Source organism: Paenibacillus sp. FSL L8-0340 (assembly GCF_038593145.1).
Classification (GTDB): domain Bacteria; phylum Bacillota; class Bacilli; order Paenibacillales; family Paenibacillaceae; genus Paenibacillus_AQ.
The window spans coordinates 307645-325389 of the sequence record NZ_CP151967.1 but is presented as its reverse complement, the minus strand read 5'-3'; the positions used below and the strand labels follow the sequence as shown (position 1 = coordinate 325389).

The window sequence follows — 17745 nt, the reverse complement described above, 5'->3', positions numbered from 1 at the left end:
AGTAATTCAGCAGACCATTCAGGAAGGTGAATCCCAATGACCCTCAATCATTACCTTGGCTCGGACAGACCGCTGCCGACCGGAAGCTTCGGATATGTATACACGTATCAGAAATATTCCGACATTCCGAAGTCGGACGATAAACATGCGCTTCACAACATTATGGATTTATCCCATCTGAACGATACCCTTGTTCAAGTGTTCGAAACGGATCTGGATGCGTCAGGACTGGACATCGGGGAAGTAAGCTCAATGCCCTGGAGGCATGAGCTGCCCATATCCAAGCCATACGTTTATGGATTTAATGGTTCTTTCACTCTCAGCAAGGAGATGAAGACGCAGAATCCGCAGGGTTATGCCTGCAGTCTGAAATCCATCCGGCTGCTGCTCTCCCATATGAATGAACATTTGGCCGCAGGCGAATCTATGGAGATCTATACCTGTTGGGACAGTGATTTCCCAAAGACCATCAACCCGGATCTAAACTGGACCCTTCATCTGCCGGACTTCGAGCCGGAAGGCCCCTTTAACCTGGTGGATAAGCAATTCATCCGCGTGACCAAATAACGAAGTTATCACCCGGCCCGCTCGGGCCGGGGGTTCGTGTACGTTATTTCCTGTCAGCTGTATTTCTCCAGCATTTCGGCAAGCATACCCTTTAGTTCCCCCACCAGCTCCGGCGGTCCGTGGACCGTTGCCCCGTTTCCAAGCCCCATAACAAATCTGGCAAAAAAGCGCAGATCGCTTCCAGGTACCTGGCCTTTCAGCCATCCGGTTCCATCTTCACGCCTATGCAGCAGGGATGCCGACCACAGCTCGGCCTCACAGCTCTGGACCCCTGCTTTCCCAAGCTCTACGTGAAGTTCGACCCGTTCCTCTTCAGGTACCTGCTCCATGGCGCTGTAAATTTCCTTATTTCCCAGGTGGATATGCCGCAAATCCAGCGGCGCTAACCCCGAATGGTCATAGTCTGCCGAATAGATCCGGTCGCAGCGGAACACGCGGATATCCCCGCGCACAAAACAATAAGCCGGGCAGTACCATAAGCCGTTGCTGGCATAAATGCCGATAGGCTGTATCGCTCTGCACGACTGCTGCCCTTTGGATTCATAGTCGATCCGCAGTACTTTCTGATCGGTAGCCGCCTCCAGCAGAATCGGCAAATAAGGAAACTCTGCCTGCCTTGACGGGGTCACGAAATCAATCCGGTTCTTCATCTCATCAATCCGGTCGCGGACATCGCCGGACATATAATTATAAAATTTGTGCAATGCTGATAGGGACTCTCCCTTAAAGGGCAGATACTGATAGTGGCGCAAGGCATGGCTGGCAAAAAAAATCGCCACCGCCTCCGCTTCCGTAAAAGCAATCGGCGGAAGAATCCGTTCGTTCAGCACCTGATACCCCCCGTGGGGGCCTACTTCGGAATACAGCGGCACCCCAAGCTCGCCAAGCTCCTGTAAATCCCTCAGAATCGTCCGTGTAGAGACCCCGAATTCGTCGGCCAGCTCCCTGACGGTAAATTTCCGCCTGCGGTTGACGGTCATCATCAGGTCCAGCAGTCTTTTCGATTTGGACATACGCCAGCCTCCATTCAGATGATTTGAAATTGGCTTCATTTACTTTTCTATTCATGACAATACTTGTCACTATTATAGACTAGAATGAAATCAAAGCCCAGCCGCAACGGGCAAATACAGCTTGAAGGAGTGAATTAGAAATGAGTATTCAATTAAATCCTTTTATCCTGCTTGACGGTACGGCAGAGGAAGCCATTGCTTTTTATCAGGACACTCTGGGAGCAAAACTTCAGTTTAAGCAAACCGTGGGACAAGGCCCGCAGAATCCGGATTCACCATTGTCGGACGAAGAAAAAGCGCGTATCGCCCATTCTGTCCTGAGTGTGGGAGACACGGATATTTTTGTGGCCGATCTTGACATCGGACAGGTGCTGCAAACAGGCAACGGCATCAACATCTGTCTTTCGACGGAGGACGCCGGGGAAGCGGAACGGTTATACAACACCCTTAAGGAAGGCGGGCAGGTAAACGTTAAACTCGGTCCGGTCTATTTCAGCCCAGCCTACGGCATGATCACCGACAAGTTCGGTGTAACCTTTCAAATTTTCACCAAACGACCACGGTAAAAAACAGGCCATGGCTCCTGCCCCTCCAAGGGCAGGCAGCCAAGGCCTGTATCTGTATTAAGTGCCACGATTGAAGCGGCTTGAACAAATGTTGATTTTGTTCCTTAGATTAAACTTCGGCGATAGTAACCTTCCCGGTACCGCCACCTAATGTAGATAGAACATAAATCAAGCTGTGTTGGTCCTCATTCGAAAGTCTTACGCAACCATGTGTCGGACGTAGCGGATAAGAAGGGGCACCTGTATCTGCTGGATCTCCACCATGAATCCATAGACCTGAGCGGCCATTTTGTTCTGCAATTAACGCATTGCCACTAACAGGGTCCATTATGATATATTTCGACGGGCCATATGAACGTTTATTTTTAACCGTCTGGGGCATTGGCTCTTTCGATATTGTTGCTGAATATACTCCGGTTGGTGTATGTCCGTCAGTCTGGGACCAAGGATAACCGTATTCTGAGCGGCCAAGTGCTTGTACAGGACCAAATACTAAAGCCCCGCTATCATTATACATTTTCAGTGAACCCAATTTTGTCCGGTTTGCGTTCAAGTTAACCCTAATGTGGTATCCCATTTATAAAACCTCCAATTTTTTTGAAGGATTAGCTGATGGAGTGGCAGAGGCTAATAGATAACTCCATATCATTGTGCTCTGCATCAACCGCCTTCTATTTAATAGGGAGTTAGAGGAGGAGAATTTACAACCTTGGATTACTAATTTTCTGTATCTTGCTTTCCGCTTCCTAAAGTAGTATTTGTTAATTGTTGAATAATTCTACATTTGTGAGGTGCGGAATTGAAAGTTGTCGAATTGGCTGTTGTATTAAATGATGATCCTGGAAACCGCGTTGAGTATTTTGACTTGGTTGCCTTACCTTTTGTCCCAAGAGTAGGAGAAATGCTTTTATGGAATTATAAATCTTACCTTGTGACAGATGTTTTGTATGCTTTTGAAACAAATCCGGCTGATTATAATTATGACGCTAATCCCGCTAAACAAAGCTTGGTTGCACATGATGTATGCTATAAAGTTTATTTGAAACCCTATCACTAACTAGAGCATGTCTTCAAACTGGAAGAGCTCTGGGGAAGCAAGGATTTAGTATTGAAAGTAGGGTCCCTAAAAGCCCGCAGCGGGTTCGTTTACTCGTACCGGACTCAGGGGGCGCTATGGAGAGTAAAATCCCTGTTTATTCTCTTTTGGCGGACTCAGTTGACCTTATCTGCTCTGCATTCTATCTAAAAACGGCCGCAGGGAGAAATAACTGCGCTGGAGTCCGTTGTCCTCCTGTAACAGGCTAAAAGCCTCAAATAGTTGCAACTCGGTCCGTTCGTACTCGAAGCCAAGAATACACTTTCCGGACGCACACACACGCCTTCGGAAGAAGAGCGAAGTTTTTTAAACACCGAGACATAAGCCTCCACCGAAAAAACTGCCTAGTGGCGAAACGCCTTTCTCCGCGTGTGATCAGAAAATGGTACTGTACCCATGATTCCTTAGGGCATACAGCGGCAGTTTTGGCGGGGAAGCGGTTTAAAGACATGCCCTATACAACTTTGATTATATCTGCGACATAAACTCTGAGGTGTTCTTTAAAATAGACGTTGCCTTCCTTTCGATATTGCAGCGTCTGAGCTTATTTCAGGCGCTTTTGTATGGCATGTACCGGATGTTCTGCTTGTTTTCCATATAATGATTTTTTATGTATAAAAATACCTTTAAGTGTGACATGCGTCACTTACTAGTATGGGTGAAATAAAGAACAATGATTAGACAAAGAAATTCTTATTTTGTATTTTGTGGAATAAATGGAGAGACTTTTTTTCGTTTTTTACGGAAGGATGGATCATATTGGAGTTGGATCTTAACGGGATCAATGCTGATTCATTGGTTCAGATGCTGCGGGCATCATTTACCCTTGAAAATTGGGACGGTATCCTCCAAATCGCCGATAGGCTATACAGCGAGATTAATCAATTCTACAGCATCTATCAGCGGGAGCATGCCGATGGCCAGAAGGTGTGCAACTTCGGATTAAACCGAAGCATCGTCTATTACTTCGGCTATTCTATGTGTTTGAAAGGAATCGCGCTTGAGAAGCTGGGCCGATATGACGAGGCGAGAGAGTGCATCTCGAAGTATGAGGATTTGGGATGGATTAACGGTATGAACGCCGAGGGACGGGCCGAGGTTGAATATTATTGTGAAATTGCCCTAGCTAATCTGCACGTGATCGAACTGAACGAGGGGAACACGACCGCGCTTTCGGATTACCTGGTTTTCCTGCGGCATAACAAAGAAGAAATCCTGCCAGGCATGATATACATTCTGGAGTCAGCAATCAAGCATAAGTACAACGTCGATGAGGTGCTGATCGAGTTCAAAGAGCAGATCGACTCAATGGGGGAATACTACATAACAAAAAGGAACATCCGTTATTACATAGATTACATCTACTTGAAGGCAAAATATTATTACATAAATGGAAATATATATGATTCTATAAATGCGCTTCTATGTTCTTTGGCATCATCAGTTAAGCTTAAAGATGATACAGGGTTCCGTAAGTCAGCGGTTCTCTTTGAGAAACTCCGAAATCAAACAACTTCCGGGCAACTGGACGAGTACCTCTGCTTGATGGAACAAATACAAGACTAGGGAGGATTTCAAAATGAAGAAAAAAGTGTTTACGCTCATCTTTATTGTGGTCGCTTTGGTAAGTGTTAATGCTGCTGTTGTCAGCGCGGACGCAGGATCCACCGGCACGGATAAGTTTGCAAGCGGCGGCTTCGAACCGCTGCGCCACGGGGTAGACCATTAAATAAATCAATAGCCGGACGAGCCTCTGCAAACTCTGCAGGGGCTTTTTCATGAGCTTCTAAAAAGTGTGGGGCTATCAAAGCTGGTCTTATTTCCATTGATGCATGGTTAACTGCTGGAGGATTATAAAACACTATACCTTTAGCGATAAATAAACCATTGTATAGTAAATAGCTAATATGGAGGATTAAAGTGAAAAAGAAGCAGTTAAAAAAAAAAGAACACATAGCATCTGGAAAATACAGGTGACGAATTAATTTACCTGCAGATTGATTTAGAACGTGCGCATATGGCTTGGTATAATATTCCAGTACAATGGCATAAGGGCGGTCGGCTAATCTCCCGGAAGGGAGGTGATGCCTGTGGAGGTATACCAAGCACTGACGCTGATGATTTCATTTGCGACACTGGTTGTGCTTATACTGTCTTTTCACAAAAAAAAGTAGACCGCCCCGTCCTAGGATAGCGGTCTACTACTGACCAAACTCCGTAAGCCAACCGCTCTTATAGCGGATTATACATGAGTGGGAGTCGTGTTGACGCACGGCTCCTTCTTTAATTGTATCTTAGCATATCGGTTTTTATACAACAAGGTGATACAAAAACAATCCAAAACTATTGACCGATTAGAATACTCGTTCACAGGCAGCGGATAGTCAATATAACGCCCGCCACAAATAAAATGTGGCATAGGCTTCCCAGCCGCGCCAGGGTACCGACAGTTCCAGCAGTTCCGCCGGGGTCGGCTTTCTATCCATTCCAGTGAGGAATTTCACCGCATTCTGCAGGCCGACATCTCCTACAGGGAAGGCAGTGGCGTCTCGCAGGCAACGCATCCGCACATACTGCGAGGTCCACGGACCGATTCCCCGGATCTTCAGCAGCCGCTGCTCGGCGGCTTCAGGGGACGGCAGGGCCAGCAGCTCCTCACGGCTCAATTCTCCTCCGGCGATCAGTGCAGCCACATCCAATAGGGTCCGCGCTTTGCTGCGGGTCAGCTGCAGACTACAGAGATCTTCCATCGAGACCTGTAGAAACGTCTCAGGCCCCGGAAAATGATAATAAGTGTGCCCTTCATATTCCAGCGACTTCCCGTATTCAGCGGTGAGTTGCTGCTTCAGCCTGTAGGCAAAAGCCAGATTGACCTGCTGGCCGAGAATAGCCCAGCATAAAGCCTCGAACAGATCGGGGATGCCGATGATCCGCAAGCCCCGTTCACTCGCCGCGAGCTTCTGCAAGAGCGGGTCTGCGTCAGCCAGCCGGTAGAACGGTGCAAGATCGCGGTCCAGATCGAACCATTCCACGATATACTGCGCCAGTTCCGCCAGAGGGTTCGGACCGGGAAAAGCACCGGTCAGCAGCGTGGCCTGCAGACGCGGCGTACCAGCCGCGACCGTCAACCTCACCAGCGACGGCGTTCCTTCCAGCATGAACAGCCGGGTAACCCCTTCCCCATCCGAACGGAACAGGCATTCCAGCGGAGAGCGGTTCATGTATTCCAGACATGCGGACAAGTCAAAAAACTCCGGCAGCGGCAGCTCAAAAAGCAAATCGTTCATGTCCCGCCGCCCCCACATTCGTAATGCCTTCCAATTTCAGCAGCTCCTGCTTCAGCTTGAGGCCGCCCCGGTATCCGGTTAGTGTGCCGTTCGTACCAATGACCCGGTGGCAGGGCAGCACGACCGGCAGCGGATTTTGCCCGTTAGCCGCACCCACCGCGCGGACTGCCTGCGGTCTTCCGATGCTTACGGCAAGCTCCTTGTAGGTCACTATTGCACCATGCGGAATACCGGCCAGCCCCATCCAGACCTCCTGCTGAAACGGGGTGCCCCAGAGATCCAAAGGGATACTGCTGAAGCTTACAGGCTCTCCGTTAAAATACCTCTCCAGAAGCTGCGTGGCCCCGAATTGATCGAAGATGCCAGCGTCCTCGCTGAACTGAGGTGACGGTGCATAGGTTTTCAGCCACGATGCCGGAAGCACACCTTGATCCTCCTGATAAGATATGCGGATTAGGCCCTTCTTGCTGGCCCACAAAGTCCAGTCTCTATTCCCGACGTTAAGGGTATGATGGAAAATCTCAATGGTCTTGAGTATCTGGGTCATGCTGGATTCCTCCTTTGAACTCTGTACGGTATTCTGTCGGCGCAAGGCCGGTCTTCCGCGCAAACCATGCGGTAAAATGGGACGGTCCCTGAAAGCTGACCGCCTTGCCAACCTCAGCAATGGCGAGCCCGGTGTCCGCGAGCAGTCTGCTTGCTTTCTCCAGCCGCAGCTGGTCCAGCCTCGCGGCAGGAGACTGGCCGGTTACCCGCTTATAGGTTCTTTGCAGGTGAAACGGGCTGACTTTCAGCTGTTCAGCCAGTGACTGCAGCGTCAGCTTCTCTCCATAATGTTCTGCCATAACGGCATCTGCCTGCGCGGCAAGCACCGCGTCGGGTCTTAGCCTGCCGCCTTCCTCGGGGCGGCATCTTTTGCAGGGGCGGAATCCTGCTCTTATCGCCTCCTGCAAAGAACCGTAAAAGACCACATTGCCCGCCTTTGGTGTTCTTGCCCGGCAGGAAGGGCGGCAGACAATATGTGTAGTCAACACTGCTGTATAATAAACTCCGTCGTAGGTTGATTCCCGCTTGACTACCGAATCGTAAACCTGTTCGAATAATGCCTGATCCATATGAAATCACCTCATACCGCCAGTATAAACGATTGCTTTGGCCTTATGCAGCCTATCGCAATAGGAGAGCAAGATTACGACAGTGAAGACCTATGCAACGGACTCTGACCAGTCACCATGCTGCGCGAAATGCGTTACAGCGGTCCGCTTCAGCCAGAAGGGAGCTTTCAACGCTGCCGGACTGGAGAGACGCTAAATAGCAGAAAAGCCCACTTTCTTGCTCAGGGGACTGCATTGACGTTATTTCCTGTTTCCTGCGGCAATTAGACAGTTTTTGTGAAAATAGCGGCGCTGGGGTCCGTTTCGCCCCCAATTAAGACTGATTTTTCCGAAATAGGAGCGCTGGAGTCCGGCTGCTTCCACATGCCGGCTCATCTAAACCGGCAATCTAAAAAAGGACCCTCCGGCACCGCCCATTAGGCGCCCGGAAGATCCCAGCTTTTTGAAGCTAATCTTAGCTTTTGTAATCATCAAATATAAAAAAATTCCGTTGTTATATGATGTTATTAGATTGCAGCTTTCTGAGTTTTTAGATCCACAGGGCCATCGGCAGCCGGGGGATTCTTTTTCCGCATATAGTCGGAATAGTATGCGGTAATGATCGGAACGAGAATAGAGGTGACAATGACGGAAGCCGCAACAAGTGCTGTTGCTGATTCTGCAGCCGGCAGGAGCTCAGGCTTCATATTTGCCACAAGCATCGGATTGGCTACGGCTGCCCCGGCGGTGCTGGAGGCCGCAAGTCCGGCAGTGCCGTTGCCGCCGCCGATAAACTTATCGGCCAGAATCAGCGGAATCCCTGTAATAATGATGACTACGATACCCAGCAGAATGCCGAGCAGTCCGGTATCTACGATGACGCCGAGGTCGATGGAGCTGCCCAGTGCGAAACCGAAGAACGGAATAAGTGTTTGTGTCGCTTTGCCAAAGTAGGTACGGAGATCATGATCCAGGTTACCCAGAACAAAACCGATCAGGAAAGGAAGTACAGCACCGACAAAGACATGCGGTTCAAATACAGCTACCCCGGTGCTGCCCAAGATAAGCATCGTTACCAGCGGGCCGGATTCCAGTGACATCAGCACGAATGCGCCGGATTCTTCTTTGGTGCCATATTGCTGCATAATGGAGGCGTACAATCCTCCGTTGGTCATATCCATTGCGGAGATAATAGCCAGCACCGACAATCCGGCGAAGAAGCCGTTTTGAATGCCGCCCTCCGGCAGGAACTGGATCGCGATCAGGGCTATTACCCAGGCCACGGCAATTTTGGTCAGTACCAATGTGCCTGATTTCCGCAGCACACTTCCCGTAGCGCGTACATCTATAGCCGCCCCCATACAGAAGAACCAAACCGCCAGAATCGGTACAGTCCCCGTCATCAGCCCTTTCGTGAAGCCGCCAAAATATTCGCCAGCATTCGGGAATGCGGTGTGAATAATCGCCCCGAGGAACAAAGGTACCAGCATCATACCGCCGGGAATTTTGTCCAGCGCTTTTTTAATTTTCATATCTTATCAGACCTTTCATGTCGGATTCTTAATTCTTGCATAAATTGATGATTTTACCTGAAGAAGGCGCAGCAAATCAGCCCCAAGACCTTACCTGTCCACTAAAGGTAAATCATCAGTGAGCAGCAGATTCCGAGAAAATTTGCCTGACGGCGCTTTCATGTTACTTACGGCTTAGCCCTAGCTGCGGAATCATCCCGGAGAATAAATCGTCGCTTTCCTTCAATTGCTTGGAGAACGCTTTGCCGTCCGTGACCAGCAGCCCTAATCCGTTGATTTTCATATACTCGCGGAAGTCCCTGTCCTCTGTCCCTTTGATAAAGGCCCCGGCCAGCAGCTCGGCAATAGCGTCCGGCGTATCCTTCGGTACAGCAAGCCCCCTCCATGTACCTGTGAAATTGACATGTATCCCCGTCTCTTCCTCCAGTGTAGGTACGCCTGGCATTGCCTCCGAGCGCTTGTCGGCGTTGACCGCCAGCGTCCGCAGCTTCCCTTCATCCACATACTTTTTCACTTCGGCAGGGCTTACAGGCACTGCATCGACAAAACCGTCCATCAAGGCGGAGACGGCAGGGCCTCCCCCTTCAAAAGGGATATGTGCAAACTTCACACCGGTTTCCCGCTCCAATGTTACGGCAGCCAAATGCCAAATACTCCCCGTTCCTGCGTTCCCCATTTTCAATTCACCTGGATGCGCTTTCGCAAAGTCGAGAAACTCATTTACGGTTTGCCACGGCGCTTCGGCTCTTACGGTTATGGCGGAAGGATCAAAATTCGTTTGGGCGATCGGTTTGAACTTCTCATAGGTAATCGGAAGCAATCCCAGATGCGGCAGGATGGTGAGCTCGGCAGGAAGAAATGTGACCGTATACCCATCGCCCTTGGCATTGGCACCCTCCATGAGTCCGACGGAACCTCCGCCGCCTGTCCGGTTGAGCACGATAATCGGCTGGCCCAGTACCTTCTCTGTTGCTTTTGCTAAAGCTCTTGCTGTGGTATCCGTCCCTCCGCCCGCTGCATAAGGCACGATTAAGGTAATCGGTTTCACCGGAAAATCACCGCTTACATTCTCCCGGCTGTTATCGCTGGTTATCATGCGGCTTCCTGCCCATACCATCGTCAAAACCGCCAGGACGGATGCCGTCCAAATGCCTATTTTTGTTGTCCGTTTCAAGACCATCCCTCTTCCTTAATAATGACAATTGAGCCGCTGGCCACAATGGATCTACTGCCAAACGTGCGCCGCTTCACCCCCCCAATTTCTTCAATCACAGTCTCATTCACGAATCTGTGAAAGTTTTCTCAAATAGAACTTTAACGTAAACGGGGGGTTGCCATCAATCGTATAATCTTATTCTGAATCGTCAGAAACGCCGGAATGGCGCGGTTTTGGCCGATCTGCATACTCATTGGGATATTTGCTGCTCTCACGGAACTTGCCCGGTGTAACCGATTTGATCTTCCGGAAAGCACGGATGAAGCTGTTCTCATTCTGGTATCCGACCCGAAGAGCAATTTCGGCAATCTTCAGGCTGCTGCCTTGCAGCAGTTCACAGGCTTTATCTATTCTCAGGTTGGTCAAATAATCATATAGTGTCGTACCCGTCTCTTCCTTGAAGATGGTGCTTACGGAGGAAACGCCCATTTTGACATGGGCAGCGATATCCTGCAGCCCGATGTTATCCTGCAAATGAGATTCCATGTACCGGATCAGTTCCTGTACCATCAGATATTCTTTCGACTGTCTGTGCACTTCAAGCATACCTGACATATGAATAACAATACTACAGAGCATCTCCTCAATATCGGACAAATCCATTGTCATCACCTGATGCCACGTATAATCCGCCAGCTCGGCAGGTAGCGGATGCCCCCCGGAAGTCGCCATATTTAGAATTTCTCCTATTAAATCGTCTACAACACGAACAACTTTTTGCGGCTGCACGGCTTTCTTGCGGGTATCAGCCGACCACTTACGGACCCATTGCAGGGCAGTCGAAGCATCGAAAGACCTCAGCGCATGCAGCACCTCCAGCCTCCAGGCATCATCTGCCGCTGCCCCGCCTTCCTCATATTTACTCTCATTCGCCGAAAACTCACGGACATGGCCATAGCCTTCATATAGACGATAAGATAAAGCCAGCTCGGACTCCGAGTAGGACCGGGCTGCCTGTGAAATCGCGGAGACCGGTTCGCCGATGCCTATGGATACAGATACTTTTAAAACGTCGGTCAGGATGGCAATCAGCTTCCCGGCATCCTCGCGCAGCTGGTCCCTGTTATCGTCTTTGGGCTGCAGCAGCACCACGAGGTTGTCCTTCCGTGGAGTGGCCGTAACCGTCCGCCAGGCAGGCTCGAAGAACTCAACTACAATATTGTTCATCGCATATTTAAGCAGCAGCTGATCCTCTTCCACATATGCGGAGGTCCACTGAGAATGGCGGTCTACAGAGATCGTCAGAATTACGAAGGGGCCTTCCTTCCAGCCTCCAAAGTAGTGCTCCCATTTCGTTAACGTCTCCTGCGTCCCGATGCTCCGGGTAATCAGATCGCTAACAAATTTGGACCTTAGCTCCGGCAGGCTCCATTCGGCCACCAGCGACTTGCTCTGAAAATCACCGACCAATTTGCCGATGACCGGCTCCAAATCATAAAGATTTCCATGCCCGGCCAGCTTCTGGTCCGGCATCAGGAGTTTATTGATCCGCTTCAGCGGCCGGAAGGCGGCAAAGCTGTAATAATAAATCGCGGAGCAGCCAACAGCGATCGAAATCAGCGAGAGCATCAGCATCATATTGCGCGCCGTCTTCACATTCTTCAGTAGCTGCTCCATCGGAACGAGGGAAATCAGCCGCCAGCCGGTGACATTCGAGAACGTCTGGTTCGCCATATAAGCCTTTCCTTGAAGCTTCACATGGGCAAACGGACTTACATCAATGTCCGACAGCACATTATTCATGTCCGCCAGAGGGAAAGGCAGATTGAGCTTGGGGTAAATCAGCTCTCCCTCCAGGTTATATACAAATTGATAGCTGGATAAATGGGTATACATCTTGGAGAACAGCATGTCATAGTCCAGATCGATCAATACCGCACCAGTGACGTCCCCGTTCCGGACAATCGGCCGGGCCAGAGAGAGCAGCTCCGTGCCGGTCAGCCGGGCATCCGTGCCGGTATATACTCTTCTTTTGATCAGAAGCGGCTTCTGTTTCATTTCATCAATCCATGAGTTCCAGGCATGCTCCGGTGCTTCTTCCCAAAGAGCTCTATACCCGTAATTGCTGGAGACGACGGAATGATCCCCGAACTTGATTACACTGATGGCATGGACATCCGGCTCCGTAGCGAGCGTCTTCAGGAAATTCTGCGGCTCTGCAGCCGCCAGCGCATTATCCGCCGGATCGGCATCCATATATTTAAGGACGGCCGGATGAAACGCCAGATCGACCGCTTTATTATCAGATTCCCGGAATGCCCGGTTAGTCACATCCATGTTAATTTGCAGCAGCTCTACATTTGGCGTGTTCAGCTCAGTATCCAGCGCATTCCTGTACTCTCTATAGGAAAAAAGGCCAATTAGAGTAATTAATAGAGATACACTGAATGTCAGCATCAGAATTAGCCGGGTCTGCTTATTGTTCAGCAAGTATTTTAATTTAAATCGCAGCATGGGTGCAGCTTCATCCTTCCGCAGTTCGCTTAGTTCAGACCTTAGAGTAGCATGTTCGCCTATACGGCAATATGGAGCATGTCATATTCTTTAAGATTTTAGGGAGTTAAGGATAAGATCGTCACAAATGTTATAATGAGAAAATGAGTTAAGACTAATTTGCTACAGGAGACCAATTGCGATGCAGCGAAATTTCTACATGGCCGATCAGGAATGGGACAAGCTTATTTCGGACGTAGCCTATCAATTCAGTGACATCACCCTCAAGCGGGGATTTCAGTATTATAAGCAGGACCGTGTTCATGCGTTCAAAATGATCTCAGTCGGGAGCATTCTGGCACTTGTGGAAGGCGGGGAAGACTACAGCGTAACTATTGATCTGGATACCCTGTCCGCCAGCCGTTGCAGCTGCCCGGTACAGCATTCCTGCAAACATATGGCCGCTGTATTAATGAAGTATGCCGAGCAGCAGGGCCGGCTGGTGCATATGCTGGCCAATGCCAAGACGACAAGTCAATGGATCCGCAATCCTGTGGTCAAGGAGACTCCCGTTGCCGGTGGCTCCGCCCGCCGCAAGAAGCAGCTGGAGGAGCTGGCTGCCCTGGTTCCATCCGGAAATGTGGAGCAGTGGCGTGAATACTTAGCGCTGCTCACCGCACCGCTGGCGCCTACCGTGCGAAATTCCCAATATACCGACAGGGCGCTGGCGGCCATCTCCGGGGCCACTCCAGCGCTCCCTCCGGCCTCCGGGCTGTTATATAAGCTTCATGCCCATCTCTTTGTGCTGGAAAGCTTACTGAAACCGGCAGGCCCTCACGTCCCGGGAGCAGGTGCTTCTCTGGGTTATTATACCTCTGTTGCTGTCTCCGAGCTGCAAAAAGCGGTAACGGATCTCATGAAAAATAGTCTGCCGCTCGGCGCAGAGCCGGAAGCCTGGCCGCGGGTCAGTGAAACGCTGGCCTATCTGCGGCGGGAAATGCTGAGTGAGCCGCGCGACCGTTCACGGGAACAGCCCTATTACTCCCTCTGCTACGATCTGATCTGGAGAGGCTGGATTGCACCAAATGCAAGCGGCCCGGCTATGTACCTGGAAGAGCTGGAAGCGCTCCGCCAGGCCGGCGAGGAAGCCGGCATATCACTCTCGCGCCACTCGCAGCAGTTGGCGGAGAGCCGGATGTATTTCTATCTGAACGATGACAAAGGCGCCTGGGAGCTGCTTGACAAAGCTTCCGAACGCCCGGGTCTGTACCCGGACGAGCTGATGAGTTTTCTGGCTCCCCTGGCGGAGGCCGGGCATTGGTCCCGCCTTGCCCTGTGGCTGGCCAAAATCGGCCCTCTGCTGACCAGCCGCCTATATAACCTGAAGAATTATGCCGGATACTGGGAGGAAGCCGTCCGCCGCATGCCGGAGACCGAACCCCGGATGTGGGATACGCTGATCGGCATGCTGCCGCTGTCCCGGGAGATTTATGAAGAAATGCTGCTGGACCACGGGCGCTGGCAGGAATGGATGGATTACCAGCTCTCCTCCGGCAAGGAACCCGCCAATTTCCGTGTCAGCGACCTCCAGCCGATCGAGAAAAACGCGCCGGAGCTGCTGCTCCCGTTCTATCATCAGGCGGCAGAACGGTTCGTGCTGGAGAAGAACCGGCACGGCTACAAAGCGGCTGTAAAACTGTTAAAGCGCCTGTCCAAGCTCTATAAAAAGCTGAAACGCGAGGAGCGGTGGGAACAATTTCTGGATTCCTTCACCTCCCGGTACAGCCGGCTGCGCGCACTGCAGGAAGAGCTGCGGAAAGGAAAGCTGATCCCATGAGCAAATATATGCGAAATATTACTGTCCAGCTTGCCTTAACCCAATATGGCGATGCTCTGATCTACGGCGTGGATGACAGGGATGATTATATGCCCGGTGTTCAGCTTAAGCAGAAGCTGTTCTCCTGGCATGAGGAGTCTTTTTATGGAACGGAGTTAACGCTCCAGAACGCCGATGGGGTTGACCTTGTGGTTCTGCCCGCCGAGCAGGTCATCCCCTTCTTTGCGGAGCGCAGGCTGCTGCGGCATGTCGGCTGGAGCTGGCAGGGTGACGCCGAACTGCTGACCGGGCTGGCGCCCGCCATCGCCGGGCTGCTGGCGGAGAAGAAGTATGCGCCGAGCCTGTCCGCCTATCGCGAAGGCAAACTGCAATGGGACTGGGATGACAAGGCGCTAGAGCTGGTTACGGAAGGCAACGAGAGCGCACAGTCCGCCCTGCGCGGGCTTACCGGGCGCCGGAACCTTGCGGACGGAATGCGCGCTGCCTTCTCGGCGGCGGTGTTCCGGCAGTATTACGGCACCGAGGCCGAAGCCGCAGACCTGCGCAGCGAATACCCGCTGCTGTTCAGCAGCAGCGCGGGCGCGGCAACTGCCGGCATGGACGATGACAGCTGGCTGATGTCCATCGGCTGGAAGGCGGACACGGCGCCTTTCCGGCCGGCCCTGCAATTGCTGGAGCCGGACGACGAGAAGTCGTACTGGCGGCTCCAGCTGCTCCTGCAGGACAAGCGCGATGCATCCGCGCTTGTGCCGCTGCGGCTCACCGGGGACGGCGAGCCGCATGGCCTGTGGCCGGCAGCGTGGACGCCCCACGTCCACGAGCGCGCGTCCGGGTGGCTTTCGCGCCTGCGCGAAAGCCTGGCCGGGGAGCACATCGGCCACGGGGACGATGTGCTTGGTGAACCGCTCAGCGACGGAGACGCCTGGCGGTTCCTGACCGTGGACAGCCGGCTGCTGCTGGAAGCCGGCTGGCAGGTCCTCCTTCCGGCGTGGTGGGAAGCCGCCAGCCGGAAGAAACCCCGCCTGCGCGCCAAGATCAGCTCCGGCGAGGGCAGCGGCAACAGCGGCGGCCAATCGCTGTTCGGGTTAAATGCGCTGGTCGATTTCGACTGGCGCATCTCCATCGGCGACGCCGAACTCTCCGAGGCGGAGTTCGCCGATCTGGTCGCACGCGGCGAGCGGCTCGTGCAGTTCAGGGGCAAGTGGATTCCGCTTGACCCGGCTCTGCTGGCCCAGATCCAGCGGGCCATGGCCGGGATGGACAAGTCCCAGGGCTTGTCCTTTCAGGATGTGCTCCAGCTGCACCTGCTGGGCGGCGGCGAAGAGCAGGACAACGAGGCGGCCGAGGCGGAGCAGGCCGAAGAGAATGCCGCCCGCTTCCGGCTGGAGGTCGAGCTGAACGAGCATCTGGTCCGGCTGATCGGCCAGCTCGGCCACCGCTCGGATTGGCCGAAGCCCGAGGTGCCGGCTGGCCTGCATGCCGAGCTGAGAAGCTACCAGCATGAAGGGTACGCCTGGCTTGTATTTCTGCGCCGCTTCGGACTCGGCGCCTGCCTGGCCGATGACATGGGCCTCGGCAAAACTGTGCAGCTGATCTCCTACCTGCTCCACTTGAAGGAACAGCAGAGCGAAGCCGGCCCATCAGCAACGGGGCCCGGGCGGCAGACCGACCCGCCGGACTGGCCGTCGCTGATTATCTGTCCGACTTCGGTGCTCGGCAACTGGCAGAAAGAGCTCCAGCGGTTCGCTCCGTCCCTGAACATCATGCTCCACTACGGAAGCAGGCGCCTCGATGCCGGTTACTTCTACGGCGCCGCTTCCCAGGCCGACGTGGTCCTCACCTCCTACGCCACGGCCGCGCTCGACCAGGAACTGCTGAAGCAGTTCACTTGGGCTACGGTTTGCCTGGATGAGGCGCAGAATATTAAGAATGCCGGAACCAAGCAATCTGCGGCGGTGCGCAGCTTCCCTGCCCTGCACCGGATTGCCCTGACCGGAACACCGATCGAGAACAAGCTGTCCGAATTGTGGTCGATTTACGATTTCATCACACCCGGCTATCTCGGCAGTCCCAAAGCATTCCAGGACCGGTTCGCTAATGCGATTGAGAAGGAACGCAATGCGGAGCGCACGGCGGATCTGCAGAAGCTTGTAAAGCCGTTCATGCTGCGCCGCAAGAAGAAAGACCCGGCCATCCAGCTGGATCTGCCCGACAAAAACGAGATGAAAACCTATGTTCATCTCACGGCTGAGCAGGCCGCCCTCTATGACCAGAACGTAACCGGGCTGCTGGAACGGATGAAGCAGCTGGAGGGCATTGAGCGCAAAGGGGCGATTCTTGCTGCGCTGACCAGCCTTAAGCAGCTCTGCGACCATCCGATGCTGCTGACGAAGGAGGCGCTGCCTGATCCGGATGGCGAGGGTGGGCTCGATACCACGTCCCTGATCGAGCGTTCCTCGAAGCTTGAACGGCTGCTGGCGATGGTGCGGGAGCTGCGTGAAGAGAACGAACGCTGCCTGATCTTCACCCAATATGTCGGCATGGGCAAAATGCTGCAGGCTGTGCTTCGGCAGGAGCTGCAGGAGCCGGTCCTTTACTTGAACGGCAGCACGTCCAAAACGGCACGCGACCGGATGATCGAACAATTCCAGACACCGCCGCAGGAAGGCGGGGACCTGCTGGCGATAGGCGAACGCCAGTCCGATCAGCCAAACGTCTTTATTCTTTCCCTCAAGGCGGGGGGCGTCGGCCTCAATCTGACGGCGGCCAATCATGTGTTCCACTTTGACCGCTGGTGGAATCCGGCTGTGGAGAACCAAGCCACCGACCGTGCCTACCGCATGGGCCAGACCAAGGATGTGCAGGTGCATAAATTCATTTCACTCGGCACGCTGGAGGAGCGTATTGATGAGATGCTGGAGAGCAAGCAGCAGCTCAGCGATGATGTGATCTCCGGCTCCGAGGGCTGGATTACCGAGCTGTCTACAGATGCGCTGAAAGATCTGTTCACGCTGCGGCAGGAGTGGGTTGGCTGACCCGGCCCCTCCTTTTTCCTTCAAGCTCTTGAAGCAGCAGGCATCACCTATAAAGTGCAAAAAAGAACA

Annotated in this window: 15 protein-coding genes; 7 read left to right on the top strand and 8 right to left on the bottom strand. The window is 52.7% G+C overall.

Annotated features, from left to right (window positions below; all coding sequences use genetic code 11):
• The first annotated feature begins 36 nt into the window (after nt 1-36).
• Nucleotides 37-567, top strand: a complete 531-nt coding sequence (locus tag NST07_RS01495) for a hypothetical protein (protein WP_341089273.1) — start codon at nt 37-39, stop codon at nt 565-567.
• Nucleotides 568-620: 53 nt separating this feature from the next.
• Here NST07_RS01495 and NST07_RS01490 read toward each other — a convergent pair whose 3' ends face one another.
• Nucleotides 621-1580: a YafY family protein gene (locus tag NST07_RS01490; protein WP_341377059.1), complete on the bottom strand. Its 960-nt coding sequence runs from the start codon at nt 1578-1580 to the stop codon at nt 621-623.
• Nucleotides 1581-1720: 140 nt separating this feature from the next.
• Between NST07_RS01490 and NST07_RS01485 the strand changes: the two genes are divergently transcribed.
• Nucleotides 1721-2146: a VOC family protein gene (locus tag NST07_RS01485; RefSeq protein WP_341089270.1), complete on the top strand. Its 426-nt coding sequence runs from the start codon at nt 1721-1723 to the stop codon at nt 2144-2146.
• Nucleotides 2147-2255: 109 nt separating this feature from the next.
• On the opposite strand, the gene NST07_RS01480 is transcribed toward NST07_RS01485, so the two are convergent.
• Nucleotides 2256-2723 carry a L,D-transpeptidase gene (locus tag NST07_RS01480; RefSeq protein WP_341089269.1) on the bottom strand — a complete coding sequence of 156 codons (468 nt, stop codon included), beginning with the start codon at nt 2721-2723 and terminating at the stop codon, nt 2256-2258.
• Nucleotides 2724-2945: 222 nt separating this feature from the next.
• Here NST07_RS01480 and NST07_RS01475 point away from each other — a divergent pair, with 222 nt between their 5' ends.
• From NST07_RS01475 to NST07_RS01465, 3 genes are all read left to right on the top strand, one after another.
• Nucleotides 2946-3203 carry a hypothetical protein gene (locus NST07_RS01475; protein WP_341089268.1) on the top strand — a complete coding sequence of 86 codons (258 nt, stop codon included), beginning with the start codon at nt 2946-2948 and terminating at the stop codon, nt 3201-3203.
• A gap of 798 nt (nt 3204-4001) precedes the next feature.
• Nucleotides 4002-4808, top strand: coding sequence for a DNA-binding protein (locus NST07_RS01470; RefSeq protein ID WP_341377057.1), 807 nt, complete (start codon nt 4002-4004; stop codon nt 4806-4808).
• Between the two features lie 13 nt (nt 4809-4821).
• Nucleotides 4822-4971, top strand: coding sequence for a hypothetical protein (locus NST07_RS01465; RefSeq protein WP_341089265.1), 150 nt, complete (start codon nt 4822-4824; stop codon nt 4969-4971).
• A gap of 655 nt (nt 4972-5626) precedes the next feature.
• Here NST07_RS01465 and NST07_RS01460 read toward each other — a convergent pair.
• From NST07_RS01460 to NST07_RS01435, 6 genes are all read right to left on the bottom strand, one after another.
• Nucleotides 5627-6529 (bottom strand): DNA-3-methyladenine glycosylase 2, encoded by a 903-nt coding sequence (locus NST07_RS01460; protein ID WP_341377056.1) that lies wholly within the window; start codon nt 6527-6529, stop codon nt 5627-5629.
• Nucleotides 6510-7076: a methylated-DNA--[protein]-cysteine S-methyltransferase gene (locus NST07_RS01455; protein WP_341089262.1), complete on the bottom strand. Its 567-nt coding sequence runs from the start codon at nt 7074-7076 to the stop codon at nt 6510-6512. Before NST07_RS01455 ends, NST07_RS01460 begins: the two co-directional genes overlap by 20 nt.
• On the bottom strand, nt 7051-7644 hold the full coding sequence (locus NST07_RS01450) for an Ada metal-binding domain-containing protein (RefSeq protein WP_341089261.1): 594 nt from the start codon (nt 7642-7644) through the stop codon (nt 7051-7053). The genes NST07_RS01455 and NST07_RS01450 overlap by 26 nt, the downstream gene beginning before the upstream one ends.
• A 506-nt stretch (nt 7645-8150) precedes the next feature.
• Entirely contained in the window at nt 8151-9155 is a 1005-nt protein-coding gene (gene kdgT, locus NST07_RS01445) for a 2-keto-3-deoxygluconate transporter (protein WP_076113900.1), read from the bottom strand.
• Between the two features lie 163 nt (nt 9156-9318).
• Complete coding sequence (locus NST07_RS01440) at nt 9319-10251, bottom strand: tripartite tricarboxylate transporter substrate binding protein (protein ID WP_231578447.1); 933 nt, start codon at nt 10249-10251, stop codon at nt 9319-9321.
• Between the two features lie 255 nt (nt 10252-10506).
• On the bottom strand, nt 10507-12825 hold the full coding sequence (locus NST07_RS01435) for a helix-turn-helix domain-containing protein (protein ID WP_341377055.1): 2319 nt from the start codon (nt 12823-12825) through the stop codon (nt 10507-10509).
• Nucleotides 12826-13006: 181 nt separating this feature from the next.
• On the opposite strand from NST07_RS01435, the gene NST07_RS01430 reads away from it, so the two are divergent.
• Together NST07_RS01430 and NST07_RS01425 are read left to right on the top strand one after the other, a co-directional pair.
• Nucleotides 13007-14641, top strand: coding sequence for an SWIM zinc finger family protein (locus tag NST07_RS01430; protein WP_341377054.1), 1635 nt, complete (start codon nt 13007-13009; stop codon nt 14639-14641).
• Complete coding sequence (locus tag NST07_RS01425; RefSeq protein WP_342480949.1) at nt 14638-17676, top strand: DEAD/DEAH box helicase; 3039 nt, start codon at nt 14638-14640, stop codon at nt 17674-17676. Before NST07_RS01430 ends, NST07_RS01425 begins: the two co-directional genes overlap by 4 nt.
• Nucleotides 17677-17745 lie beyond the last annotated feature (69 nt).

Bases quoted from the DNA above. Each gene is read 5' to 3' on its own strand.
- NST07_RS01495 (WP_341089273.1), top strand. From the start codon at position 37: ATGACCCTCAATCATTACCTTGGCTCGGACAGACCGCTGCCGACCGGA.
- NST07_RS01490 (WP_341377059.1), bottom strand. From the start codon at position 1,580: ATGTCCAAATCGAAAAGACTGCTGGACCTGATGATGACCGTCAACCGC.
- NST07_RS01485 (WP_341089270.1), top strand. From the start codon at position 1,721: ATGAGTATTCAATTAAATCCTTTTATCCTGCTTGACGGTACGGCAGAG.
- NST07_RS01480 (WP_341089269.1), bottom strand. From the start codon at position 2,723: ATGGGATACCACATTAGGGTTAACTTGAACGCAAACCGGACAAAATTG.
- NST07_RS01465 (WP_341089265.1), top strand. From the start codon at position 4,822: ATGAAGAAAAAAGTGTTTACGCTCATCTTTATTGTGGTCGCTTTGGTA.
- NST07_RS01460 (WP_341377056.1), bottom strand. From the start codon at position 6,529: ATGAACGATTTGCTTTTTGAGCTGCCGCTGCCGGAGTTTTTTGACTTG.
- NST07_RS01455 (WP_341089262.1), bottom strand. From the start codon at position 7,076: ATGACCCAGATACTCAAGACCATTGAGATTTTCCATCATACCCTTAAC.
- NST07_RS01450 (WP_341089261.1), bottom strand. From the start codon at position 7,644: ATGGATCAGGCATTATTCGAACAGGTTTACGATTCGGTAGTCAAGCGG.
- kdgT (WP_076113900.1), bottom strand. From the start codon at position 9,155: ATGAAAATTAAAAAAGCGCTGGACAAAATTCCCGGCGGTATGATGCTG.
- NST07_RS01440 (WP_231578447.1), bottom strand. From the start codon at position 10,251: ATGATAACCAGCGATAACAGCCGGGAGAATGTAAGCGGTGATTTTCCG.
- NST07_RS01435 (WP_341377055.1), bottom strand. From the start codon at position 12,825: ATGCTGCGATTTAAATTAAAATACTTGCTGAACAATAAGCAGACCCGG.
- NST07_RS01430 (WP_341377054.1), top strand. From the start codon at position 13,007: ATGCAGCGAAATTTCTACATGGCCGATCAGGAATGGGACAAGCTTATT.
- NST07_RS01425 (WP_342480949.1), top strand. From the start codon at position 14,638: ATGAGCAAATATATGCGAAATATTACTGTCCAGCTTGCCTTAACCCAA.